This is a genomic window from Labrenzia sp. THAF191a, from assembly GCF_009363335.1.
Lineage (GTDB): Bacteria > Pseudomonadota > Alphaproteobacteria > Rhizobiales > Stappiaceae > Roseibium > Roseibium algicola.
Window position 1 is genome coordinate 5,511,608 of record NZ_CP045333.1, and the last position, 24,135, is coordinate 5,535,742.

A 24,135-nucleotide genomic window follows, 5' to 3' on the forward strand; every position below is an offset into this window, starting at 1 on the left:
TCGCTCAAGAGAGCGCGAATGATTTGAAATCGGCCGCCGGCGCGGTCACTCCCTAGCCCAATGAAACCGGCTTGGCAATCCGCGTCTAGCTGCTGACCGTTTCAACCTCGCCAATCAGCCGAACAAACGTCTCGCGCACCTTCACCTGAAGATCTGCGAGCTCTGCTTCCAACCGGGTGAAGGTCGGACTTCCTGAGGCCTGAACCAGGAGATCCAGCACTCCGCGGGGTGCTTCTGCCGGCACGAACTTGCCGGAAAGGGCCAGTCGCAACACCTGGGTCAAACGGTGGTAAAGCCTGAGAGCTTCCAGCAACAGCCCTGCGTCGCCCAGGGTCAGGAAGCCGGCGTCGCGGGCCAGTTCCAAAGCCTGCTCCGTGCTTTGCGCCAGGATTTCCGGGTTTTCCTGAGCGTGTGCAAGCTGCAGAAACTGGGCAAGGAACTCGATATCGACCAGACCGCCGGCCACCTGTTTCAGATCCCAGACATCCTTGGTGCCTTTTTCCTTCTCGATCCGGGCACGCATGGTGCGAACATCGTCGGCCAGCTTCGTCAGATCACGCGTCTGCACCAACGTGCCGCAGATGCTGTCGACGATCTTCTGCTTGAACTCAGGCGTCGTGGACGCGATCACCCGTCCACGCGTCAGAGCCATGTGCTCCCAGGTCCAGGCCTCTTTCTGCTGGTAGGCTATGAAGCCGTCCAGATTGGTCGCGAGCGGGCCTGCATTGCCGGACGGACGAAGCCGGAAATCAACCTCGTAAAGCGAGCCTTCGGCCGTCGGTGCGCTGAGGGCCGTGACCAGCCGCTGGGTCAGACGGGTGTAATACTGGGTGATCGCAAGAGGCCGCTTTCCATCAGACTGCTTGACGTCTTCCGGCGCTTCATAAAGCAGGATCAGGTCCAGATCGGAGGCTGCCGTCATTTCGCGCCCCCCAAGCTTGCCCATGGCCAGGACCGCGATATTGCCACCCGGTACCGTGCCGTTGCTTTCGCCGACATGCACGATCACCTGCTTCAGGATCCGGTCGACGACAACTTCGGCCAACCGTGCCAGTGCAAACCCTACCCGGTCGGCGGACAAGGTATCTGAAATCATCCGCAGGCCGATCAGGAACTGCTGCTCCTGGGTAAATATCCGCGCCCTGTCCAGTGCTTCCTCATAGAAGCGAGCCTGAGACAGGGTTCTGTCGAGCCCGGCGCGGAATTCCTCGACGCTCGGCATGGCGCCAAAAAACGCCGGATCGAGGACTGCATCCAACACATGAACCCGCTTGGAGACCGTTTCGGCCATGCGTGGCGCGGCGCCCATGGTGGTTGCCAGCAACGTCAGGAGCTGTGGATTGGACCTCAGCAGCGAGAACAGCTGCACGCCCGCCGGCAGCTTGGCCAGAAAGTTGTCGAACGCCCGCAGGGCAGCGTCTGCGTTGTCCGTGGCCGCCAGCGCACTGAGGAGCGCAGGATGCATTTCGGTCAGCCGCTCGCGCGCCTTGGTCGAGCGGGTACACGGATAGCGGCCGAAATGCCAGGCCTTGACGATAGCGGCCGCTTCCGCAGGCTGCTTGAAACCAAGACCGGCAAGCGTCTCCAGGGTCCCGGGATCGTGGTCATCGCCGGTAAAGACCAGATTGCCCAGCTCGGACGAGAGTGCCGGTTCATCTTCGAACAGTTCGGCATAATGGTGCTGAACCGTTCGCAAGTGGTCGAGCAGTGCCGTTTCAAAGGCTGCAAGCGTGTCGTAGCCCATCAGCGCGGATACCCGCTTCATGCCGTCTTCATCCTTCGGCAGCAGCTGGGTCTGCTCGTCGTTCAGCATCTGGATGCGATGCTCGACATTGCGCAGGAACCGGTAGGCGGCGGCCATTTCGTCGCGTGTCTTGCCCTTGATCCAGTCTGCATCCACCAGCGCGTCCAGCATGTCGAGTGTGCGACGTCCGCGAAGGGCCGGGTTGCGGCCACCCGCGATCAGCTGCTGGGTCTGGACGAAGAACTCCACTTCCCGGATGCCGCCACGGCCGAGCTTGACGTTATGTCCGGCAACCGCAATGGCCCCGTGCCCCTTGTGCATATGGATCTGGCGCTTGATCGACTGCACGTCTGCAATTGCCGCAAAGTCCAGGTACTTGCGCCAGATGAACGGCACGATTTCATGCAGAAAGGATTCGCCGGCGGGAATGTCGCCCGCGCAGGGCCGCGCCTTGATCAGCGCCGCCCGTTCCCAGTTCTGCCCCAGGGATTCGTAATAGACCAGCGCAGCGGGCACCGACATGGCAAGCGGGGTCGCACCGGGATCGGGGCGCAGGCGAAGATCCGTACGGAAGACGTAACCGTCCGCGGTCCGGTCCTGCATGATCTTGACCAGGCGCCGCGTCAGCCGAACGAATTCCACCGGAGCTTCCGCGGTTCCCGCCATGGGCGCCTTGGCCGGGTCGTAAAGAACGATCAGATCGATATCGGACGAATAGTTCAGCTCGTTTGCGCCGTGCTTGCCCATTGCAAGAACGATGAGACCGCTATCGACTTCCGGCTTCTCCAGGTCATGCGGTGCGAACTTGTTCAGACGGACCAGATCGCCAAGGCAGAACCTGATTGCCGCTGTCAGCGCGGCGTCGGCAAACCCGGCCAGGGCACCGGTAACGCGGTTCAGACCGATCGCACCGGAGATATCGGCGAGGCCAAGCGTCAATGCGAGGTCGTGTTTGAAGTGGCGCAAGGTCCGCATGATACCGGCCTCGTCCTCTGCCCGTGCTTCACGGGCGGCAGACAGCAGGTTTTCAAGACGGCTTTCCGGCGCTTCCTGCAGCAAGCGAAGGAGACGCGGTGGATCGGCAAGCATCAGATCGCGCAGATAAGGCGAGTTTCCAATGACCCCGATCAGGAAACCTTCCAGGTCCGGTTTATCGTGCAGAAGAACGTTGAGGGCCTCGCCGGCTTCGGCATGAGCCAGAAGATCTTTCAGGAACAGGGCTGCATGATCGGGATCCGGTGCCGTTGGGACCACTGCGATCCGGTCGGCCAGAACGCCCGCGCCACCGTCCTGGTCAGTTCCCTTCTCCCGTTTGCCCGGCTGTGCCGCCTTGTTCATGCCCGCTCCTGCTGCTGTCCGGTTTCACCGGCTTGAGATCGATCCGGGCGCTCAGCCCCGGGTCCTCATTCATGAAGCGCAAGTCTCCGCCATGCAAGCGGGCAACCGCCTTGACAAGACTCAATCCAAGGCCTGTTCCAGGTTCGGAACGGCTTTCCTCCAGCCGAACGAAACGTTCCTTCACCCGGTCCTGGTCCTTTTCCGGAATGCCGGGGCCATTGTCGGTGACGCTGAGGACGATGCGGCCGTCGTCCTCCCGCCCGCCAAGGCGAATAAGCAGGTCGCCAGTTTCAGGACGACCGTATTTCAGTGCATTCTCAATGAGATTCACCAGTACCTGGCTGATGAGGTCGCGATTACAGTCTGCCTTCAGCCCTTCGGGCAAATCGGTTTCAAGCTTGCCGCCCTCATCTTCAACCAACGGCTCGTAAAGTTCGGCAACTTCGGCAACCAGCTTGTTGAGATCGGTCGGCTCCATAACGGAGGCTGGTGCCATGGATTCAACACGCGCAATACGCAGCAGCGCGTTGAATATCCTCAGGAGCTGGTCGGATTCCTCCAGTGTCGCTTCCAGGGCGCTGCGGTAGCCCTCCTCCCCCTTCGCTTCCCGCAAGGCGTTTTCGATCCGGGTCTGCAGGCGCGTCAGAGGTGTCTTCAGGTCATGGGCGATGTTGTCTGTCACATCCTTCATCGACTGCATCAACAGTTCGATCCGGTCGAGCATCGTGTTGAGATTGATCGCCAGACGATCGAATTCGTCGTCATTGCCCGCGACCGGCAGACGGCCGGAGAGCTCACCCTGCATGATCGTGCGGCTGGTGGCGGAAATCTCGTCGATGCGCTTCATCACCCTGCGGCTGACAAACAGCCAGGTGATCGCGGCCATGACCACCACAACGACCAGCCACAGGCGCAAGGCGTTGGCCAGAAGGTTGGAGAACCGGAGCTGGTCGCCCAGGTCACGCCCAACCAGCAGACGGAAGCCGCCGCGCAGCTCAAACGTGCGCACCATGGCCTGCCGCTCTACGTCCTCAGCATCCTGGCCAAGGCGCGTGTAACGGACCCGGCGCAATCCGCCATCGGCCTCTTCGAGAACGGTGGTCGGCAGGCGGGCAATATTTCCGACAAGCGCATTGCCGGCGAAATCGACGAGGAGATAAAGGCTGGCATCTGGATGGCGGGAGCGCCTGTCGATGGTTTCGACAAGATCGCGAACACCGCCGCGCACATAGACGTCGGCAAGGGTTTTCAGTTCTGAATCGACGGATTGAACCACCTGCTCGGACATCAGATTGTCCGTGTTGTCCGCGAGATAGAACAGCAGCACACCGGACATCACCGTGAAGACGGCAATGTAGAGCAGCGACAGCTTGAAGGCTGTGGTTCTGGTAAACCTAGTGAGCCGCGTCACGGATCGTATATCCGGCACCCCGGATGGTGTGCAGAAGTGGTGTTTCGAAGCCCTTGTCGATCTTGCCGCGCAGCCGGGAGATATGAACGTCGATCACGTTGGTCTGCGGATCGAAGTGATACTCCCAGACGTTTTCGAGCAACATCGTACGGGTCACAACCTGGCCGGCGTTCTGCATGAGATATTCCAGAAGGCGGAATTCGCGCGGCTGCAGCGGGATTTCCGTTTCGCCGCGGCGGCACGAATGCGCCATCCGGTCCAGCGTCAGGTCGCCGACGGTATAGGTGGTCTCAATCTGGCTGGCCGACTTGGGGCGTCGTGCCAGTGCCTCTATGCGGGCTTGAAGTTCGGTAAAGGCGTAAGGCTTGGGCAGGTAGTCGTCGCCACCGGCCTTCAGGCCCTTGACGCGGTCATCGACCTGACCGAGTGCCGAGAGGATCAGCACCGGTGTGTGATTGCCTTCCCGGCGCAGGTCCTGAATGACCGAAAGGCCGTCCATCTTCGGCAGCATGCGGTCAACAATGAGGATGTCGTAGTCCCTGTCGAGGGCCATATCCAGCCCGGTCCGCCCATCGGCAGCCTGGTCGGCGGTGTGGCCCAGTTCACTCAAACCCTTGACGAGGTAGCTTGCAGCTTCCGGGTCGTCTTCAATGACAAGAATCCTCAACATCTCATCCTTTTAGCTTGAGTTGGCCCTAAAGAAAATGGCTGACGGCGGCGATGGATGTGAGAGTCGCCGCCGCCAGTCAGTCAGGGTTTAGCAGATAAACCCTTGGCAATGACCGGCCCGTCGGGGTTTGGGGGCAGAGGGCAGGCCGGTCTTGCCTCACAGGTCCGGTTCGGGGCAGAACCGGCCCCTGATCAGGCGAGGTTCATGGGCAGGGCCACGAACCGTGTCGTGTCGTTGCTTTCAACCCGGAAGAGAACCGCCTTGCGGCCATCCTTTTCCGCCTTGTCCAGCGCCTTCAGCACGTCGGACGGGCTGTTGACCTTCATGCCGGCCACTTCCAGGATCACGTCACCGGTGTTGAGGCGTTTTTCGGCTGCCGGGCTTTCCGGGTCGATTTCGGCAATAACCACGCCGTCACCTTCCAGGCCAGCTTCGGCTTTCGTCGTCAGGACCAGGCCGAGATCATCCAGGCTGGTCTTGCTTTCGCCGGCCTCCGGCTGAACGGCTGCAACCTGTTCCTGATCCTGCAGGCGGCCCAGTGTCACAGTGACGTCCTCTTTCTGGCCGTCACGCCAGACCGTGATGTCCACCTGGCTGTCGGGCTCGTAAGCTGCAATGATCTTGGACAGCTCGCGCGGGCCCTTCACTTCAGTGCCGTCAACGGCAAGGATGGTGTCGCCCGAGCGCAGGCCAGCCTTCTGTGCCGGGCTGTTTTCCTGCGCTTCCGCGACGATGGCGCCGCGGGCCTCTTCGAGGCCAAGGCTCTCCGCGATGTCATCCGTGACGTTCTGAATCTGAACGCCCAACCAGCCGCGAACGACGGTGCCGTCGTCCTTCAGCTCCATGATGACATCCTGCGCGGTCGAAGCCGGAATTGCGAAGGCGATACCGACGTTGCCACCGGACGGCGAGAAGATCGCCGCATTCACACCGATGACTTCGCCATGCATGTTGAAGGCCGGGCCACCGGAGTTGCCGCGGTTGACCGGGGCATCGATCTGGATGAAGTCGTCATAAGGACCGGCGCCGATGTCGCGGCCACGTGCCGAGACGATACCAGCCGTGACGGAGCCGCCGAGACCGAACGGGTTACCGATTGCGACAGTCCATTCGCCGACCTGCGGTGCTTCCTTGGCGAAATCGACATAGGTGAACGTGTCGTCGCTTTCGACCTTCAGAAGGGCCAGATCCGTCCGTTTGTCTGCGCCGATGAGCTTGGCATCATACTCCTTGCCGTCACGGTCGATCACGGTGAACTCGGTCCCGTTTTCGATCACGTGATGGTTGGTGACGAGGTATCCGTCATCAGAGATGAAGAAGCCGGAGCCCTGGGAAATGCCATACTGGCGCGGGGCACGGCGCTGATTTTGTTGCTGGTCACCGCCACCCTTGCCGCCGAACTCGCGGAAAAAGCGCTGGAACGGATGGCCATCAGGCAGGCCCTTGAAGAAGTCTTCGAAATTGTCGTTGCCGCCACCGAAGTTCATCATGCGCGGTTCTGCGGCCTGCTTGACCTGAACGCTGACAACCGCCGGGCTGACGGCAGTGACGACGTGGGAGAAGTCCAGCGGAGCCGCGGTATCGACACGGACAGCATCAGCCAGAGCCAACTGGCTCGGAACAATGGTCTGTGCCGTCAGAAGTCCGGCTGCGCCGAGCGCGACGACGCCTGCCAACAGTTTGGCGCGACGGGAGCGCAGGGGAGAAACTGAGCGACTGTTTTGCATGTTGTCTTCCTCTTTCGAGATAAGGTTTGAAAACCATTTCCGGGACCGCTTGCGGGGAAAGCGCTCCAGGCTCGAAAGTGAAAGTAGGTGAACCAGTCTTACAGGCGCCTGTCGGCGGCATTACGGTTTTGTAAGGTTGGGAACCCGGGCGTAAAACGTGAGGAAAACCGCCAGCATCGGGCCTCAATTGGCTACGGTTTTTTCCGTCCCGAACATGCACAGAGGTGAAAACCGGTTGCAGGAAGCATGAAACAGCCGGCCAGCGACCTGGGCAGAGCGTTCTCTGCCTCGCGTTACGAGGGGGTCGATTCGCCTGTCAGGGGAAGACGACTGGCGTATCACCCGCCTGCCATCGGTTCCATTTCGACATCACGGATTGGAAGCGGGGAGACATTTCGAAGGCTTCCAGCCAGGCTTTCAGTGACGTCCACTCCTGGCTGTCGAACCAGCTGCGGTCCGAGTTGGCGAACTGACGAACGAACGGCAGGATCGCAAAGTCGGCCAGCGAGGCCTTGTCGCCGAAAAGCCAGGGCGTAGCCGCGAGACGGCTGTCCAGATGCCAAAGGAACTCCGCAGCACCGGCTTGCTCTGTTTCCCTGTCTGTGTCCGGATATCTCGTATCGTACTTGTAGCGATCCAGATGGCGCTTGAACGGGCCATCGCAAACGCCGATCAATTCCAGCATGGCATCGAGATCGCCTTTTTCCGGCTTCAGCCAGTTTTCCGGGTCGGACCGGTCAAGTGCCCAGAGCATGATCTCGAGGCTTTCATCGATCACCGTTTCACCGGTCTTCAGGCAGGGTACCGTTGCCGAGGGAGACGTTTCCAGAAACTCGGGTGCCTTGTCCCTCAGGACGATTTCCCGCAATTCGACCTGCTCGCCACTTGCGGCAATCGAGAGCCTTGCCCTGATGGCATAGGGGCAACGGCGGAAAGAATAGAGGATCGGCATCAAGGTTGCGTTCATGCGCGTGGAATGACCCATCGGTGCCGGAAGGTCAACAGTGCCGAAATCACCTTATTGCAACAAAGCACTTGGTGGTTTTCACAGGTTATAAAGGAAATTTGGCGAAACTTATGCCGATAGGGTACGGACATGAGCGACTCGCTTCTTAAGCTTGCCAGGGACAGTTCTTCAGAGAAAAAACACGAGCTTGCCGAGCACGTGACAGGCCTGCTTGTTGCCCGCGCAGACGACCCCGGCTCCGAAGAGACGCATCTTCTGAACAACATGCTCGAGGGCGTCTACGATTCCCTTGCTCACGACGCCAAGCGCAAGATGTCCGAACGTCTTGCAGATGTGCCGTCAATGTCCTCCAAGCTTGCCGCGGCAATGGCCAGCGACGACCTGCCTGTGGCCCAGGCAGTGCTGGAACGCTCCAAGTCGCTTCGCGAAGAAGACCTGCGCAAGATCGCGGAAACCAAGGACCAGGGTTACCTTCTGGCCCTCGCCAAGCGCGACCACGTCAGCAACGATATCAGCAATATCCTGATCAAGCGCGGCAGCAGGGATGTCAAACACACGCTGGCCGCCAACCTCGGCGCCGAGATCACCATGCCGGTGTTCGAAAGCCTGGTGAAGGACATGCCCAAGCAGCTTGGTGATCGCATCCGTCACTTGCGCAAGTCGAACGAGGAGCTGCTGGAAGATCTGTTCCGTGACGACGGTGAAGTCGCTGCCGGTGCGGAACTGGTGAAAAAGCAATCCAAGATCAGCCCGAAGGCGTGGCTGATGGGCATCCGTCTCGGCAAGACGACCCTGAACAAGGCGGTCTACCAGCTGGCCCAGGAACACAATCTTCTCGATGCGGTCGCCTTGCTCTCGTTCTTCTCCGGCCTCGACATGAAGTATGTGCACAATCTCATGGTCCGTTTCGATTCCACCGGCATCGCCACCGTCTGCCGGGCCACCGGGATCGGCGCGATGGAATTCCAGGCCGTGTGCAAGGAACGCTGCAAGCATCTGAAGTTTCCCGAAAGCACCGGCAGCAAGTGGCTGACGAACTACCACATGCTCGATGACACCGATGCCCGCCGGCTTTTGGCGCTCATGAAAATCAGGTTGAAAGCAGCCAAACACGAGAAGGCTGCCTGATCGCCCTCGGCCCAAGTGCGAAAATCCGTTTCGCGACAGGACCAAAATTGAGTTTCAAAATCCAAGTCAATTCCAGATTTTTCGCCTAGAACTTGTGCAAATGCACATTTTTCAGGCGACTTCATGCATATAGATCCCAAACAAACCTTCAGGACCGCGTTTGCCCCGGCGTTGCCTTGGCCGCAGCCAACCGAAGCGTTTCTGGCCATGACGGGCGGCGCTGTCGGTATCGGCGCATGCGCGCTGATGGTGTGGTTGATGCATGCATATGGCGGCCTGCCGCTTTTTCTGATGGCGCCTCTTGGTGCCTCTGCCGTACTGGTGTTTGCCGTACCAAACAGCCCACTTGCACAGCCTTGGTCCGCAATTCTGGGAAACACCTTGTCGGCGGTGTGCGGTGTGGTGGCGCTTGCCTTGCTGCCGTTGGAAACCGCACCGGTTCTGGCTGTCGCGCTTGCGTTTGCCGCGATGATGCTCGGCCGGGCTCTGCATCCACCTGGCGGAGCTGTCGCCTTGCTGATTGGCTTGTCGCCTGAGCTTCTGACGGAAACAGGCGCGCTGATGATCGTCTTCAATACAGCCGTGATGACTTGTGTACTGGTAGCATCCGGCCTGGTGTTTCATCGTTTCTCCGGTCGGAAATATCCGTTCCGGACAAGCCTTTCGCAAAGTGGGCCACCACCAATGCGGCGTCTTGGCCTGACCGAGGAAAATCTGTCGGATCTGCTGTCGAAGTTTCACCAGTCGACCAACCTCGGCGCTGTCGATCTTGCCCGGCTTGTGGCCGCTGTCGAGGCAGAGTTGATACAGCCTCCCTTCGAAGGGGTATCCTGTGCAGATGCGATCGCCCTGGAACACCTTCATGTTGCTCCAGACGCGCCTCTTCAGGAAATCCTCAGCAAACTGCAGCAGTCCGAAACATCCAAAGTCGCTGTCGTGAATGCTGACGGCCATCTTGCCGGTCTCATCAACCAGCGTGACCTCCTAAGCGTCCTGAGCAAAGGCTCCGGTGACGGATCAAACTTCACCCCTCCCCTCGCTCGGGACCTATTGCATGCTCCGGTGACGTCTTTCGACGGCACCCTGCCGCTTGGTGATGCCCTGCATGTGATGGTTCGCGATAATCTGGATCATGTTCCGGTGTGCCAGAACGGAGTGTTCGAAGGTTTTCTGACCCGCTCACTCCTGCTTGAGGCCCTGGTCTGGCCCGCAACGGACAGAAAGGCCGCCTGACGCGGTAAAAGCACAGGGATGCGAAGGGAGTTTTCCTGAATGAGCCAAGATGACGACCTGCCGGGAGACCCTGTCTGCTACGCCGACATGCTGGTGGGCGGATTTGTCGTTGATCAGGAGACCTTTCGCGATGTCAGCCGGTTCCGCAAATCCGAGCGCAGCCGTCTCTATGAAAAGCGGAAGGGACTGACCAGCACGGAGCGGGCGGTAAAGACCGCTGCGCTGATCGATAAGCTTCGCCCCGTCCTTGAAGCACTCGACTATCAGAGGATTTCGATCTACTGGCCAATCCGCGGTGAACCCGACCTTCGCCCCTTGATGACAGAGCTTTGCAACTCGGGCAGGACAGTTCTTCTACCGGTCGTTCTCGAAAAGCAGACTCCGCTGGTCTTTCGCCCGTGGCAGCCAGGCTGCAAGATGGTGCGAGGCCTCTGGAACATTCCCGTTCCAGAAGAAGGCTCATCGCAGGTGCCCGAGGTCGTGATCGCCCCGCTTGTTGGCGTCGACGCCCACTTTTACCGCCTGGGCAACGGTGGCGGCTACTACGACCGCACGCTGGCATCGCTGCCGGCCAAACCGCTGACCATCGGGATCGGGTTCGCTTTCTGCAGTCTCAACTCCATCTTTCCAATGCCCTGGGATGTGCCAATGGACAAGGTCGTTCTGGACACCGGACCTTTGGAAGTTGAACAGGGAAAATGAACCTTGCTTCAACCAGTAGTTATCCAAAGCAAAGCCGCGCGGGGTCTCCCAGAGACTTTATCAACTAAAGTAAACACGCTCGAGGCACGCATAAGCGCGTAAAATGTCAGCCTTATCCTGTAATTAATACGGATAGCGCGATAGATTTATCCTTTTTTTATCCTGCGCTTTAGACAGTTGTAAACTGTCTCTGCGGTAGTCCTGTTGCAAGAAAAACGGACAGCTAAAAGATGCTCAACGACCTTCTCAATCTCGCTCAGGAAAGCACCCCGGAAAAACGCCACCAACTGGTGGAACACGTTACCGAGCTTTTCGTTCGAGGCGCAAACAGTTACCAGACTGAAGAAATCGCTCTGTTCAACACGGTTCTGGAAAGCATGCTTCCCACCATGGAGCCTGAACAGAAGAAAGCGATTTCCGAACAGCTGGCGCCGATAGACGACACTTCCAACAAGGTCGCCTATGAGCTTGCCCGAGAAGAGATCGACATCGCCAGGCCGATGCTGACGTCCTCAAACGCCCTGAAGACCGAGGATATCCTGCGGCTGGCCAAGACCATGGGCCAGGGGCACCTGCTGGCGATTTCGAAACGCCAGCATCTTGAAGCCAATGTCACCGATGTCCTGCTGGAACGCGGCGAGAACCCGGTCAAGCAATCTGTTGCTGCCAACTCCGGCGCGGAGTTTTCCGAATGGGGCTCCCGCCTGCTGATCAAGCTGGCGGAAAAGGACGAGAAAATCCGCGACGCCATGATGGAGCGCGCGGACATTACCGAGTCCGACTACGACAAACTGATCAACCAGATGCCTGAGGCCCAGCAGGCTAAGATCCGCCAGCTGCGCAAGGAAAACGAAACCCTGATCCAGGATCTTTTCCACAAGGCCAGCAAGGTTGTTGCCAGCTCGAAGCTGGAACGCAAGGCGACCCGCATCAATGCGAAGGTCACCTTGAAGGAAATTCGGGCCGGGCAACGTTCGCTCAGCAAGGCGATCACGCAGCTGTCGCTGTCCAACAATCTGTTCGACATCTGCTTCCTGCTGGCGGAAATGGCCGGGCTGGAGCAGAAATACGTCACCAATGTCATGGTACGTTACGACTCCACCGGCGTGGCGGTTCTTTGCCGTGCCATGGGAGTGGAAAATGCAGACTACAATGCGCTGTGCAAGGCCCGGGCGATGCACAACAAGCAGCCGCAGTCGACGGCGGAAAACTGGGCGAACGACTACCAGTCGCTGTCAGACCGCGACGCGCGCCGTCTGCTGTCCTTCATGAAGATCCGTCTGCAGACCCTGGAAGGCCAGGCGGCCTGAGGCCGCCTCCCCGCTTCCCGTCAGATCACGCCTCTGCTTTGCCGGGCGACACATCCCGCGTCACCACCGCAGCACCCGCCTCCAGGGTGCGATGGACAGGACATTTGTCGGCGATCTCCAGGAGCCTGGTCCGCGTTGTTTCGTCAAGGTTGCCTTCCAGCGTGATCAAGCGCTCGAACCGATCGATCTTGCCGTTCCGCGACTTCACGCTTTCCGAACACTCTTCACAATCGGCCGCGTGCACCTTGCCGTGCAGAACACGGGTGCCGATCCGTTCGATATCCAGCCCCTTGCGTTCCGCATACATGCGCAATGTCATGACCGTGCAGGCCCCGAGTGCGGCGGACAGATATCCATAGGGCGACGGGCCGCTGTCGAACCCACCGACATCCTTGGGTTCGTCGGCAATCATCCGGTGTACGCCGCTCGTGACCATGACCTGAAACTTGCCCTGGCCGGTCTCCACCACTTCAACACCATCCTTTGCTTCGTCGCCGGCCTGCTCCGCGACAGGATCGAGATAACGCCCGACCCAACCGGCAATCACACGTGCCGCATAGGCCGCGTCCTGGCTCTTTGAAAGTAGATGGTCGGCCGTATCGAGCGACACGAAGCTCTTGGGGTGCTTTGCGGCAACGAAAATGCTGGTGGCGTTGTCGATACCGACAACCTCGTCGAGCGGGGCATGCATCACGAGAAGTGCCTTGCCGAGACCCGCGACCTTGTCGCGAACCGACTGGGCTTCCAGATCGTCCAGGAACTCCTTGCGAATGGTAAAGTTGCGCCCTTCGAGAGAAACCTCTCCTTCGCCCTGCTCGCGGATCGTCTCTTCCACCCCCTTGAAGCTTCGGATCACATGATCCGCGTCGGAGGGAGCGCCGATCGTCACGACGGCCCGCACTTCGGGAATGTCGGCGGCAACGGACAGAACCGCGGCCCCGCCGAGCGAATGGCCGATCAGGAGCTGTGGAGCCTGATAGTTCCGGCGTAGATAATCTGCTGCCCGCTTCAGGTCTTCGACGTTGGAGGAAAATCCGGTTGAGGCGAAATCGCCCCCACTGCCGCCGAGGCCGGTGAAATCGAACCGGAGCACGGCAATACCCTCTTGCGAAAGCGCGCTGGCAACGTGGCGGGCGGCGGCGATATCCTTGGAGCAGGTAAAGCAGTGCGCGAACAGGGCGAAAGCCCTGATCTTGCCTGACGGCAGATCCAGCCGGGCCGCCAGACTTGCGTCGTGCGCGCCGTCAAATTCCAGTTTCAGCGGATGCTGTCCCATTCTTCTGCCTCCATGCGTTCACTCGGCCACAGGTAAGCACACCTGCCCGTCATGCAAGTCACGCATTGGTGTGAACACAGTGACCGCAGATCTTGAACGGTATGCAGCTGTTGAGACCGGATACGAACGGGCGGAAGTGTCAGTCGGCCTTGTCCAGCAACGCCTGCAGCCTGCGCTCCTCTTCGGCGGTCAGCTTGGGGGCGGAGACATCGTTTGCAGCAGCGCGATTGCGAGAACGCTTGCGCAGGGCCGCAACAATCGCAATCAGACCCGCAATCAGGGCAACGGGGCCCGCGGCCCACAGAACGATTGTATGCCAGGCGAAGCGGGGCTTCAGCAGTACGAATTCGCCATAGCGGGACACAAGGTAATCGATCACCTGCTCGTCACTGTCGCCGGCGACCAGTCGTTCGCGCACCAGGACGCGCAGATCCTTGGCCAGCGGCGCGTCGCTGTCATCGATGGACTGGTTCTGACAGACCATGCAGCGCAGTTCAGCTGATAGCGCCCGGGCCCGGCCTTCCAGTACCGGATCATCCAGAACTTCGTCGGGTGCAACGGCAAGAGCCGGTGCGGCAAGGAGGCTCACACAAAGTAGCAGGGCAAGGAATAGACGCTGTATCATCCGGTCACTCCGCCGCTGCCACACTTTGCTGACGTTTGCGGGCCGGTTTCGGAGCCCCCACGCGCAGTCGCCTGTCGGCAATGGAGAACACCGCACCCAGGGACATGATCACACAGCCAATCCAGATCAGGGTGATCAGCGGCTTGAAATAGACGCGCACGTCGACAGCGCCATCGCCGCGCCCTTCACCGAGCGAGAGATAGACCTGCGAAAACCCCGTCGTATAGATACCGGCTTCCGTTGTTGGCATCTGGCGCGCCGTGTAGATGCGCTTGGAGGGGTCAAGCTCGGCCACCAGGTTTCCGCCCTGACGGATGGAGAAGTGACCGACTTCTTCAGTGTAGTTCGGACCGCGGCGCGGTGCGGCGCCTTCGAAGGTCATCTGGTATCCGGCAAGTTCGACAACATCGCCCGGACGCATTGTGAGGACGCGTTCTTCCTGAAACGCGGAAGCAGTAACAATGCCGAGGACTGTAAGGCCTATGCCGAAATGGGCAGTGGCCGTTCCCCAGGCTGATCCCGGCAGGCCAACAAGACGGGCAAACCCGCGTTTGAAGCCTATTTCGAAGAATTTGACACGGGTCACGATTTCGGAAATCGCACCCGCCATGACCCAGACCGCCAGCCCAACACCAAGCGGCGCCAGCACCTTGTCCATGCCCCAGGCCCAGTAAGAGACCAGCGTCAGCAACAGGGCAAGGCCGAAAGCCGCATAAAGCCGCTGGCAGGCCGCCCCAAGATCAGCCCGTTTCCAGGACAGGATCGGACCGAAAGGCACTGCCAGAAGCAGCGGCACCATCAAGGGACCGAACGTCAGATTGAAGAAAGGTGCACCGACTGAAATCTTCTCGCCAGTGACGGCATCAAGCACCAGCGGATAGAGCGTGCCTACAAAGACGGCTGCACAGGCAGCGGTCAGGAACAGGTTGTTCAGCACCAGACCGCCTTCCCGGCTGATGGGTGCGAACAAGCCCCCCTGCTTCAACATCGGTGCACGCCAGGCGTAAAGGCTGAGCGATCCGCCGATGAAGATGCACAGAAGGCCGAGAATGAAGACGCCGCGGGCCGGGTCGGTCGCAAAGGCATGAACCGAAGTCAGGACGCCGGAACGCACCAGGAAGGTGCCGAGAAGCGACAGGGAAAAGGTGAAGATCGCCAGCAGTACTGTCCAGACCTTAAGCGCCTCGCGCTTTTCCATGACGATTGCCGAGTGCAGCAGAGCTGTGCCCGCAAGCCAGGGCATGAAGCTGGCATTTTCGACCGGATCCCAGAACCACCAGCCACCCCAGCCAAGTTCGTAGTAGGCCCAGTAGGAGCCCATCGCGATGCCGAGCGTGAGGAAGCACCAGGCAAGCAGTGTCCAGGGCCGCACCCAGCGTGCCCAGGCCGCATCGATACGGCCGAGGATAAGCGCTGCCACCGCGAAGGAGAATGTGATGGAGAAGCCGACATACCCGACGTAAAGCAGAGGCGGGTGAATGGCGAGGCCGATGTCCTGCAGGATCGGGTTCAGGTCAGACCCTTCCAGCGGGGGATTTGCAATCCGGGTGAAAGGGTTGGACGTTGCCAGCAGGAACAGGACAAAACCTGCGGTAACCCAGCCCTGGACGGACAATGTCACCGCTCTCAGGTCGGCCGGCAGGTTGCCCCCGAAGACGCCAACAAGAGCCCCGAAGAAAACCAGGATCAGCACCCACAGAAGCATCGAGCCTTCGTGGTTTCCCCAAACGCCCGTGAACTTGTAGATCAGGGGTTTTGCCGAATGACTGTTCTCGACAACGTTCAGCACTGAAAAATCGGAATTGAGATAAGCCCCCGTCAGCACCACAAAGGACAGAAGGACCAGGAGAAAGAGCATCACCGAAACCGGCGGTGCCACCGCCATCAGGCGCTCATCCTTCTGAAGCGCCCCCCAGATCGGCAGAACGGATTGGACAAGTGTCAGCGCGAAGGCCAGCACAAGTGCGTAGTGTCCGAATTCGACAATCATGTCCGTTCCTCTTCCTCACCGGCACTGCGAACAATCAGTTCGCGTTGCCTTCTTCGCCTTGCCAGTGTCCCTGCGCCTTCAGCGCTTCGGCCACTTCCTTGGGAATGTAGTTCTCATCGTGCTTGGCCAGCACACTGTCCGCAACGAAAACTCCGTCCGAGCCGACGACACCCTCGGTCACCACGCCCTGCCCTTCCCGGAACAGATCCGGCAGGATGCCCTTGTAGGTGACGGCAACCGTATTGGCCGTGTCGGTTACACGGAAGCTGACCTCGGCATTGTCGGAGCGCACGACGGAGCCTTCCTCGACCAGGCCACCGAGCCGGATCCGCTGACCGGGCGCAACGCCGTTCTGGGTGATTTCGGTCGGGCTTTGGAAAAACACGATCTCGCTTCTCAGCGCGATCAGAATCAGCGTCAGGGCAATGGCCAGAACCGCGCCAGCCGAACCGATAAGGGTCAATCGTCTTTGTTTGCGTGTCATCAGCGAAGCGTCCGATTTTCAATTCCCCGGCGCAACTGCGCCGCCTGCGGCAGGTCTGCCGCTCAACCGTCAGTTAGACCAAGCTGGCTGGCAGCGTCCTTGATCATGGACAAGTCCTCCGGCTTGTCCGCATATGCCGACAGCGCCTCCTCAAGAGCCTTTTCCGCATCCTGTTTCTTACCCAGGACCATATAGGCGCGGATCAGCCGGTTCCACTCCTCCACCGATCCGCCTTCCGTGGACAGACGCTCGGCAAGGCCGGCAACCATACCGGCGATCATGGCCTGACGGTCATCCGCGGCCATTTCGCTGGCGGCAGCAACCTCCTCCTGGGACGGCCCCGGCAAACTGTTGCCAACCGGTGCGCCTCCTGTCAGCCGGGCCATTTCCTGGCGTGCAGCCCCAACCCAGGCTGCGGTCTCATCAGCGCCCTGAAGGAGAGCCTGCCAAGCAGCAATCGCGTCTTCCTTGCGGCCTTCCTGGCCAAGCGCCAGTGCGAGAAAGAATCGTGGCTTTACGGCTGCAGGTTCCAGCGACACGGCCTGCTCGAAGGCTGCGCGGGCATCGGCTGTAACCAGACCCTGGTTTGCAATCGTCAGGGCTTCACCCATATCGGTGAGCCAGGCCTGGTTCGGCCCGAGAATGCGGATTGCGTTGGAATAGGCTTTCGCAGAAGCCTGAGGCTGACCGAGTGACAGGTAGACCGGCGCAATGACTGCCCAGCCTTGTCCATCTTCCGGATTTTCCGCCAGATGACGTTCAACACGGGCAACCAGCAGATCGACGGATTGTTCTTCCGCCGGTGCGCTCAGACGGCTCAGCAATGGCTGGTCGGGAAGATCGGGAGAGCCAAGGACAAGATAAAGTCCGAAAGCCGAGGCTGGCAGCGCCAGCAGGGCCAGCCCCTGCGCAAGCTTCAAGCCTCCACCCCTGGAGCCGTCCTGCTTTTTGCTGTCGCCCCTGTCGTGGGCTGCAAGCAGACGGCGCGCGATTTCCGTTCGCGCAGCCTCGGCTGCTTCGGCGTCTATCAGGCCCCGTTCGAGTTCCGTCTCGATCGCCGCAAGCTGCTCGCGATAAACCGCCTCGTCCGCACGTGCCGGTGCATCCTCCTGATGGCGCCGTGTGCGCGATAGGGGAATAAGTACCGACAATGTCGCAACCCCGGTCAACAGGGCAATCAGGATCCAGAACACCATGGCCGCACTATAGACAATTCAATGCGGACAAAAGCAAGGTGGCTGGGATGTGACCGGCGGTCGCGGCGCAAACAAATCAGTGAATGAGGCCAGACCGTCAAATCCATTGCGGCAACCGGCTTTGCGATGCGACGCCTTCGAGGACCTAGCGGGAACCGTCAGCGCCGGCCTAAAGCATTGGCGACAAGTTTGCGTTCCGGACTGGGGCCGGAACTGGCATCGGCCGCGTTCTTGCTCGCCTTTGCATAGGCGGATTGCCGGCTGCGGCGCAGCTGCGCGGCGTAATCCGTGCCGAAATAGATCTCCGACAGCATGATGGCGACGTCGGCTGCGGCAATCTGTGCCTCCAGCGCAGGTCCCTTGGACCTGCCAAGATCGGTGATCAAAGAACGGGTCAGGATTTCAAGCGTCTGTTCGACCGCCTGGCGTGTGCTTTTGCCGATCTCGTTGACGGCAAAGGTCTCGGAGGCGTTCCGAACCATTGCGACCACGCGCAGCGTACGCACAGCGTCATCAATCGCGATCTGGTCGATCTGCAGCTTGCCATCCTTGTCGAACTTCGGCACCTGCAGGGCGCGCCGCACACTGCCGTGGGCGCTGTTCAATTCCCGGGTGACGACGCTGGAAATGCTGCGTTTGGTTTCCGCCAAACGTTTGTGCCACCTGCCGGTGACCGACAGATCCATGTCACGTTCAACGCCGCGGACCAGCAGGTGATACTCCGACAGCGCCTGAGAAAAGGCCACAGGGTCCGGATTGTTGTTGCGATGTTCGAGCGCCAGAATCTGCAGGCGTTCGGCCTCGCTCATGACCACATCAACAAACGGTGCGAACTGGGAATGGGCAATCGCCTTGGGGTCGGGGTCGCCCGCCAGACGTCCGGCGAAGGCACACAAGGCCGAAGGCATGTCCGAGCGATCCACCAGCGCGGCGGCGATCACCGGAACATGGTCGGGAAACCGTGCGGTGCATTTGTCGACGAGGCGCAGTACATCCGTGTCCTGCTTCAGCCGGTGCTCGTTGATGCGGTCCGGTATGTTCTGCAGGAACGGCACCAGCCAGCGTTCTGCCGCGAAGATCTTCTGAATGTCCCTGACTTCGGAGATACCGCGTTCGCCACCAAGTTCGATTGCCATTCGGCGCTTGTCTTTGTCGGACGTTTCCGCGCGGCGCAGCATGTCGCCGATGGCGTCCACGGCACGCGAGCGCAGCGCCTGCACCAGGGCATCCACACGCTCACCACTAACGGCAGAATTTCCGGCCTGTTCCAGCACAAGGCGAATGTCGGCAGCCATGACATCACGACCGAGCCAGTTCCAGACACGGTCGAGAATGCCCCGCTGGATTCGGCCCTCCTGCCGCTGTGGCAGCATCTCGTTGATCAGAAAATCATCCAGCGGCGTGAAGAACATCCGCTGGATCTGATTGCGCCGCTGAGCGCCACCCGGCATGCTCGGCGCAACCGGCTGCGGTTTGCGAATGAGTGCCACGGCTGCGGCAAGAACGAGCTTGATATGCGGATCGGCGTGTTTTTGAACCTTGGCGCGTTCCAAATTCCGGACCAGAGCCTCAACCGCCTTGGGGCTCAGACTACGCAAGTAGGTTTTGATTTTGGTTTCAAGCTGGTCCGAATATGTCATTCACAGCGTCAACATCGCGATCCTAGTTACCACGAGTTTAACGTTAGAAGACTTAAGCAAGTGTTGAGAATAAATACCGGGAACTTAAAGGGCTTCGGACAGCATCACCAGGACACTGTCTCCCCTTGAGCCTTTTCCGCGCCGGCTGGTTCAGCCGATCACCTGCCAGGCACCCTGGTCGGTTTCACACGCCGTGCCGCGTGCCTGCAAGGTACGCCCCTGGAGAACCATCTCGTGCGTAAACTCGCGGCAGCTGGTCTCGTTGACGAAATAGACCGGTCCGGGACGGACTTGACCGCTGCGGCCGGTACGCTCGTTCTGCCAGGCAACAGAAACCCCAAGGCCACGCGCGCGCAATGCCCTGCTCTGGGCATCTTCGGCTGCCTTGCGGTCAGACGGTTCAAGCGCGTCCCCGAACTCGTTGTTCACCAGCACCGATATGGCCGTATTCGCTTCCGAGCCGGAAACATTCGCATTCGGGTCGCCGAAAAAGGACCCCCAAGTATTGCTGTCTCTCGACCCGGACGTCATGGAGCAACCTGCCAAAACAAAGGCAAGAGCAAGACACGAGGCACCGCGAAGACGCATTCTTGAAAGCTCCAAGTTCTTCGAATTTCAACCAGAAGCAGCTGAAATCCGATTGCTGACCATTTTCCAAAGGCTAGCGCAAAATGACTGCACTAGAAGGCGTGAAACCGGCGCAAACCGGTCGATGAATCAGTGTTATTTTCAATTTGTGGCCGAACTTGGCCACAACCGTGTCTTTGTTTCCGCTATTTGCATCACATCCTATCACAGTCCCGCAAGGGCGGCCCAAGCGAACGTTTGGTAAATCCCCTATTCCTTGCTGAGCGCAGGCAGTACCAGACGTGCCTTCAGGCCTCCGAGCGAGGAACCGTCAAGATCGAAAGTGCCGCCGTAAAGGGCAGCGAGATCGGCCACGATCGACAGGCCAAGACCTGTTCCGGGCACGGTTTCATCCAGACGCCGACCGCGCTTGATGGCTTCCGCGCGCTGTTCAGGCGTCAGTCCGGGACCATCATCCTCGACCGTGATCGTGAACATGTCCCGGTTCGTGGCCGGATCGTTCAACGGCGCCACCTGCACCCGCACCTTCGAACCTGCCCATTTGCAGGCATTGTCGATCAGATTGCCGCTCATTTCTTCCAGATCCTGGCTTTCGCCTCGAAAGCGGATCTGGCCGGACTGCGCGAAACCGACATCAACGCCTTTGTCCTGATAGATCTTGCCCATGGCCCGGATGAGACGGGCAAGAACCGGCTCGGTCTCGCATGAAACACCAATGACGCGCCGCTGCGCCGCCATGCGGGCCCGCTCCAGATGATGCTGGATCTGGGTCGACATGATCGTTGCCTGTTCAGACACCTTGTCAGCCAAGGGGCCGCCGGACGCCCTTGCCTCGTTTGAAATGACCGACAGTGGGGTCTTCAGACCGTGTGCAAGGTTGCCGACGTGGGTGCGTGCCCGCTCGACGATTTCCTTGTTCGACACGATGAGCGCGTTGAGTTCCACAGCCAGCGGCGCGATCTCGCGCGGCAGAGCCTCGTCAATGCGTTCGGCCTCACCCTGTCGAACGGCCGAAAGCGACGCACGCAAGCGCGCAAGCGGCCGCAAGCCGAATTTCACCTGCAGGAAGATCGCCAGAATGAGCCCGAGCCCGACAATGCAAAGCGTGATGGCCACAAGCCGAGCGAACTCGAAGATATCCGCCCAGAACCCTGCAGTTGCAGCGCCGATGGCAATCACATAGGCCGCGTCTTCAACGGTAATTCTCTGCTGGAGCACGCGGATTTCATCACCGGTCGGCCCGACGATGAACCCGGCGTTGGCGTCGTCCTGCCCGATCGGCGGCGTGTTCAGCGGATCCCCCACCAGCGACTCCGATGCATAGAGGATCGACGGGCTGTCGGCGCGTCGAACCGTCCAGTACCAGCCGGACAGTGGCAGGGAGAACCGGGGATCGCCGCGGTAGGTCGGCGCAGTCAGGGTTGCGGTTGCCTGATCAGCACTGGCATCTGCATTGGTTGCCAGCATTTCGGCAATCAGTGCCTTGATATGAACCTCGAGCTGGGCGTCAAACGCCCGTTCGCTCGCTCTTTCATAAAGGCTCACCAGGAACACCCCGGCGATGGCGAGCGCGATGGTGGACCATACAGCCGCCACGAACACCAGACGTGCGGCAAGCGACCGCTGAGGCCGGTTCACGGGCCGGCCGTCCCCGTTGGCAGAGGTCTCAGGTGTCACTCGCCGCTCCCAGGCGGTATCCGAGCCCTCGGATGGTTTCGATCATGTCCGAGCCGATTTTCTTGCGCAGACGGCCGACGAAGACTTCCACCGTGTTGGAATCACGATCGAAATCCTGATCGTAGAGATGTTCGGTCAATTCGGTGCGGGAGATCACCTTGCCCTGGTGATGCAGCAGATAGGACAGCAGCCTGTATTCATGCGAAGTCAGCTTGACCGCGCTGCCGTCCACGGTCACACGGCCGGATCTCAGATCCAGACGCACCGCGCCGCAAGTGAGTTCGTTGGAGGCATGCCCGGCGGCCCGGCGCACAAGCGCACGCACACGGGCAAGCACTTCCTCCATGTGGAAAGGCTTTGCCACATAATCATCGGCACCGGCGTCGATCCCCGCAACCTTGTCCGACCAGCGGTCGCGCGCAGTCAGGATGAGGACCGGCATGGTGCGCCCGTCGCGGCGCCAGTTTTCCAGAACGGACAGTCCGTCGAGGGACGGCAGGCCGAGGTCAAGCACCACGGCGTCGTATGGCTCGGTGTCGCCGAGAAAATGCCCGTCCTCGCCGTCCGTCGCACTGTCGACCACATAGCCGGCCTCTTCCAGGGCGGCCACCAGCTGGCGGTTCAGATCGGTATCGTCTTCGACAACAAGAATGCGCATGAAATTCAACTTTATGACTGATGGAGTCGGAACCAGATCAACCAACCGAAAGCCGGCAGGAAGATGTCGCTTCTAGCAATTACCTGTTGGCGTTGACTGTGACAGTTGTCACCTTGCCACCCTTTAGGACCGACAACAGATAGACGTATCCCCCACCCTGCTGGCAAAGCTGGGCCTTGACTATTTCACCGCCTGCCTGCCCTGCAACCGCCCCAAGCGGGGCGGCCTTGCCGCTGGCCACGGCTTCACGGGCCTGCGACTGGGACAAACAAGCGGCTTGCGCCGGCGCAATGACGGCGAATGTCAGGATTAAAAGGGCAAATATCTGTTTCACGTGTCCGATTCCGGTCTGCTCACGAGGTCATGCGCAAGGTGTAATCAATTTCACCTGAACGCAAGCTGAACCGGTTGTTTGGATTTCTTCAGCAGCCCTAATTGCGACGGCTTCCATCCGCCGCCTTGTCAGCCCAGCGCCACTTCGTCCGTCTGCAGGTCGTCGTAACGGCCCTTGAACTGCTCGAACACCTGCAGCGTCCGCCGGGCGATCCCTGTCCAGCCGAACACGCGGCGGGCGAAGCGAGCGCCCTCCACCGAGAGGGTTTCACGCATCCAGGAGTATTGCATCGGCATGTTCAGCATGGCCGCAAACTCTTCTGGTCGCTTGGGATCGGCCACCAGCGCATGTCGCCCAAATTCGATCTGATCGAAAAGGCCGCCGTGAATGGTCACCACAGTCGGCGTTCCGCAGGCCATCGCTTCCACGGCGGTCATGCCGAAAGGCTCATAGCGGGAGGGAAGCGCGAAGATGCCCGGACCGCGATAGAAATCGGCCAGATCTTCATCCGCGACATACCCACGCCAGCTGATGGCATCGGCCACGCCGAGGGAAGAAGCGACTTCCTTCCATTGCGCGAGCAGCGCCTTGTCGCTGTCCGAATTGGCACCGGCGGCAAGCACAAGGCGTGCATCGGGCTGCAATTTCAGGAGGCTCGGCAAGGCTTCAATGATCAGGTCGTAGCCCTTGTTTTCCGCTGCCCTGCCGACGACGTAGATATCCGTTTCCTTGAAGTCGTGCTTCCGGCGCGCTTCCGCGACAACATCCGGTGTTGCGGGCGTAAACCGGCCTTCGTCGATGCCCGGCGGGATCATGGTGATATGCTCGCGCGGCAACTGGTATTGCTCGACGATCAGGTCCGTTTGCTGCTCGGTCGTCGCGATGATGTGGTCGCAGTTGCGGTAAAGAACGAATTCCTTCTGGATACGCTCCTTGAAGCGGTACCCGGCCATCTCTTCTTCACCCGCTCCCACCATGTCGTGTTCTTTCCACCAACCGAGGGAGTGCGGCGTGTGGATGTGCGGGATCTGCAGCTCCTCGGCGATTTTCTGGCCGGCGACGCCCGCATCCCAGTAATGAGAGTTGATCACGTCATATTGCAACTTGCGATGACGGATCATCGCCAGCGCATTGGTGACGAAGTCACCGTACCAGTCGTGCATGTCCTCCTTCCGGATGAAATCGGATCCTCCGAAAGGAACACGCACGACGCGCAGGTTTTCGTTGATGATATCCTCGGCCGGCTGGTCTTCGAACTGGCGCGTCATGACATCGACCCTGTAGCCGAGCCGCGCGAACCTTTTTGCCAGCTCCAGTACGAAGACCACCTGGCCGCCAGTATCCGGTTTACCCAGTTCCGGCGATCCGGCCACGTAACCGTGCAGCGAGATCATCAGAAGGGAACCGATATTTTGCTTGTTCATGTGTCGTTACCTT

The 24,135-nt window shown here is 60.0% G+C and carries 20 protein-coding genes; 4 read left to right on the top strand and 16 right to left on the bottom strand.

Annotation, left to right across the window (positions count from 1 at the left end; translation table 11 throughout):
- Positions 1 to 85: 85 nt before the first annotated feature.
- The 5 genes from FIV05_RS25335 to FIV05_RS25355 form a co-directional block, all read right to left on the bottom strand.
- Positions 86 to 3,082, bottom strand: coding sequence for a bifunctional [glutamine synthetase] adenylyltransferase/[glutamine synthetase]-adenylyl-L-tyrosine phosphorylase (locus FIV05_RS25335; protein ID WP_152511419.1), 2,997 nt, complete (start codon positions 3,080 to 3,082; stop codon positions 86 to 88).
- Positions 3,039 to 4,493, bottom strand: coding sequence for a HAMP domain-containing sensor histidine kinase (locus FIV05_RS25340; RefSeq protein ID WP_152511420.1), 1,455 nt, complete (start codon positions 4,491 to 4,493; stop codon positions 3,039 to 3,041). Before FIV05_RS25340 ends, FIV05_RS25335 begins: the two co-directional genes overlap by 44 nt.
- Positions 4,477 to 5,163, bottom strand: coding sequence for a response regulator transcription factor (locus FIV05_RS25345; RefSeq protein ID WP_022997819.1), 687 nt, complete (start codon positions 5,161 to 5,163; stop codon positions 4,477 to 4,479). The genes FIV05_RS25340 and FIV05_RS25345 overlap by 17 nt, the downstream gene beginning before the upstream one ends.
- A gap of 191 nt (positions 5,164 to 5,354) precedes the next feature.
- A complete protein-coding gene (locus FIV05_RS25350; RefSeq protein WP_173013942.1) occupies positions 5,355 to 6,890 on the bottom strand; it encodes a Do family serine endopeptidase in 1,536 nt (511 codons plus the stop codon).
- 316 nt (positions 6,891 to 7,206) lie between these two features.
- A complete protein-coding gene (locus FIV05_RS25355; RefSeq protein WP_209009784.1) occupies positions 7,207 to 7,857 on the bottom strand; it encodes a glutathione S-transferase in 651 nt (216 codons plus the stop codon).
- A gap of 129 nt (positions 7,858 to 7,986) precedes the next feature.
- Between FIV05_RS25355 and FIV05_RS25360 the strand changes: the two genes are divergently transcribed.
- The 4 genes from FIV05_RS25360 to FIV05_RS25375 all read left to right on the top strand — a co-directional run bounded on the left by FIV05_RS25360 (position 7,987) and on the right by FIV05_RS25375 (position 12,230).
- Entirely contained in the window at positions 7,987 to 8,985 is a 999-nt protein-coding gene (locus FIV05_RS25360; protein ID WP_022997823.1) for a DUF2336 domain-containing protein, read from the top strand.
- A 123-nt stretch (positions 8,986 to 9,108) separates the two neighbouring features.
- The gene (locus FIV05_RS25365) at positions 9,109 to 10,218 is read left to right on the top strand and encodes an HPP family protein (protein ID WP_152511421.1); all 1,110 of its coding nucleotides are present in this window, start codon (positions 9,109 to 9,111) and stop codon (positions 10,216 to 10,218) included.
- Positions 10,219 to 10,257: 39 nt separating this feature from the next.
- Complete coding sequence (locus FIV05_RS25370) at positions 10,258 to 10,920, top strand: 5-formyltetrahydrofolate cyclo-ligase (RefSeq protein WP_152511422.1); 663 nt, start codon at positions 10,258 to 10,260, stop codon at positions 10,918 to 10,920.
- A 230-nt stretch (positions 10,921 to 11,150) separates the two neighbouring features.
- The gene (locus FIV05_RS25375; protein ID WP_022997826.1) at positions 11,151 to 12,230 is read left to right on the top strand and encodes a DUF2336 domain-containing protein; all 1,080 of its coding nucleotides are present in this window, start codon (positions 11,151 to 11,153) and stop codon (positions 12,228 to 12,230) included.
- 25 nt (positions 12,231 to 12,255) lie between these two features.
- On the opposite strand, the gene FIV05_RS25380 is transcribed toward FIV05_RS25375, so the two are convergent.
- The 11 genes from FIV05_RS25380 to FIV05_RS25430 form a co-directional block, all read right to left on the bottom strand.
- Positions 12,256 to 13,506, bottom strand: coding sequence for a bifunctional alpha/beta hydrolase/OsmC family protein (locus FIV05_RS25380; RefSeq protein WP_152511423.1), 1,251 nt, complete (start codon positions 13,504 to 13,506; stop codon positions 12,256 to 12,258).
- A 139-nt stretch (positions 13,507 to 13,645) separates the two neighbouring features.
- Positions 13,646 to 14,131, bottom strand: coding sequence for a cytochrome c-type biogenesis protein (locus FIV05_RS25385; protein ID WP_152511424.1), 486 nt, complete (start codon positions 14,129 to 14,131; stop codon positions 13,646 to 13,648).
- Positions 14,132 to 14,135: 4 nt separating this feature from the next.
- Positions 14,136 to 16,121 (bottom strand): heme lyase CcmF/NrfE family subunit, encoded by a 1,986-nt coding sequence (locus FIV05_RS25390; protein WP_152511425.1) that lies wholly within the window; start codon positions 16,119 to 16,121, stop codon positions 14,136 to 14,138.
- A 34-nt stretch (positions 16,122 to 16,155) separates the two neighbouring features.
- Entirely contained in the window at positions 16,156 to 16,605 is a 450-nt protein-coding gene (gene ccmE, locus FIV05_RS25395; protein ID WP_055658701.1) for a cytochrome c maturation protein CcmE, read from the bottom strand.
- A gap of 62 nt (positions 16,606 to 16,667) precedes the next feature.
- Positions 16,668 to 17,801: a c-type cytochrome biogenesis protein CcmI gene (gene ccmI / locus FIV05_RS25400; RefSeq protein ID WP_152511426.1), complete on the bottom strand. Its 1,134-nt coding sequence runs from the start codon at positions 17,799 to 17,801 to the stop codon at positions 16,668 to 16,670.
- Positions 17,802 to 17,959: 158 nt separating this feature from the next.
- Complete coding sequence (locus FIV05_RS25405) at positions 17,960 to 19,441, bottom strand: hypothetical protein (RefSeq protein ID WP_152511427.1); 1,482 nt, start codon at positions 19,439 to 19,441, stop codon at positions 17,960 to 17,962.
- 150 nt (positions 19,442 to 19,591) lie between these two features.
- On the bottom strand, positions 19,592 to 20,029 hold the full coding sequence (locus FIV05_RS25410) for an RT0821/Lpp0805 family surface protein (RefSeq protein ID WP_152511428.1): 438 nt from the start codon (positions 20,027 to 20,029) through the stop codon (positions 19,592 to 19,594).
- Between the two features lie 249 nt (positions 20,030 to 20,278).
- Entirely contained in the window at positions 20,279 to 21,631 is a 1,353-nt protein-coding gene (locus FIV05_RS25415; RefSeq protein ID WP_152512076.1) for an ATP-binding protein, read from the bottom strand.
- Between the two features lie 64 nt (positions 21,632 to 21,695).
- On the bottom strand, positions 21,696 to 22,364 hold the full coding sequence (locus FIV05_RS25420) for a response regulator transcription factor (RefSeq protein ID WP_022997835.1): 669 nt from the start codon (positions 22,362 to 22,364) through the stop codon (positions 21,696 to 21,698).
- Positions 22,365 to 22,443: 79 nt separating this feature from the next.
- Positions 22,444 to 22,698 carry a PepSY domain-containing protein gene (locus FIV05_RS25425; protein ID WP_022997836.1) on the bottom strand — a complete coding sequence of 85 codons (255 nt, stop codon included), beginning with the start codon at positions 22,696 to 22,698 and terminating at the stop codon, positions 22,444 to 22,446.
- Between the two features lie 128 nt (positions 22,699 to 22,826).
- A complete protein-coding gene (locus tag FIV05_RS25430; RefSeq protein ID WP_152511429.1) occupies positions 22,827 to 24,122 on the bottom strand; it encodes a glycosyltransferase in 1,296 nt (431 codons plus the stop codon).
- Positions 24,123 to 24,135: the final 13 nt, after the last annotated feature.

Bases quoted from the DNA above. Each gene is read 5' to 3' on its own strand.
- FIV05_RS25380 (WP_152511423.1), bottom strand. From the start codon at position 13,506: ATGGGACAGCATCCGCTGAAACTGGAATTTGACGGCGCGCACGACGCA.
- FIV05_RS25350 (WP_173013942.1), bottom strand. From the start codon at position 6,890: ATGCAAAACAGTCGCTCAGTTTCTCCCCTGCGCTCCCGTCGCGCCAAA.
- FIV05_RS25375 (WP_022997826.1), top strand. From the start codon at position 11,151: ATGCTCAACGACCTTCTCAATCTCGCTCAGGAAAGCACCCCGGAAAAA.
- FIV05_RS25365 (WP_152511421.1), top strand. From the start codon at position 9,109: ATGCATATAGATCCCAAACAAACCTTCAGGACCGCGTTTGCCCCGGCG.
- ccmI (WP_152511426.1), bottom strand. From the start codon at position 17,801: ATGGTGTTCTGGATCCTGATTGCCCTGTTGACCGGGGTTGCGACATTG.
- FIV05_RS25345 (WP_022997819.1), bottom strand. From the start codon at position 5,163: ATGTTGAGGATTCTTGTCATTGAAGACGACCCGGAAGCTGCAAGCTAC.
- FIV05_RS25420 (WP_022997835.1), bottom strand. From the start codon at position 22,364: ATGCGCATTCTTGTTGTCGAAGACGATACCGATCTGAACCGCCAGCTG.
- FIV05_RS25385 (WP_152511424.1), bottom strand. From the start codon at position 14,131: ATGATACAGCGTCTATTCCTTGCCCTGCTACTTTGTGTGAGCCTCCTT.
- FIV05_RS25335 (WP_152511419.1), bottom strand. From the start codon at position 3,082: ATGAACAAGGCGGCACAGCCGGGCAAACGGGAGAAGGGAACTGACCAG.
- FIV05_RS25390 (WP_152511425.1), bottom strand. From the start codon at position 16,121: ATGATTGTCGAATTCGGACACTACGCACTTGTGCTGGCCTTCGCGCTG.
- ccmE (WP_055658701.1), bottom strand. From the start codon at position 16,605: ATGACACGCAAACAAAGACGATTGACCCTTATCGGTTCGGCTGGCGCG.
- FIV05_RS25405 (WP_152511427.1), bottom strand. From the start codon at position 19,441: ATGACATATTCGGACCAGCTTGAAACCAAAATCAAAACCTACTTGCGT.
- FIV05_RS25360 (WP_022997823.1), top strand. From the start codon at position 7,987: ATGAGCGACTCGCTTCTTAAGCTTGCCAGGGACAGTTCTTCAGAGAAA.
- FIV05_RS25430 (WP_152511429.1), bottom strand. From the start codon at position 24,122: ATGAACAAGCAAAATATCGGTTCCCTTCTGATGATCTCGCTGCACGGT.
- FIV05_RS25410 (WP_152511428.1), bottom strand. From the start codon at position 20,029: ATGCGTCTTCGCGGTGCCTCGTGTCTTGCTCTTGCCTTTGTTTTGGCA.
- FIV05_RS25370 (WP_152511422.1), top strand. From the start codon at position 10,258: ATGAGCCAAGATGACGACCTGCCGGGAGACCCTGTCTGCTACGCCGAC.
- FIV05_RS25355 (WP_209009784.1), bottom strand. From the start codon at position 7,857: ATGAACGCAACCTTGATGCCGATCCTCTATTCTTTCCGCCGTTGCCCC.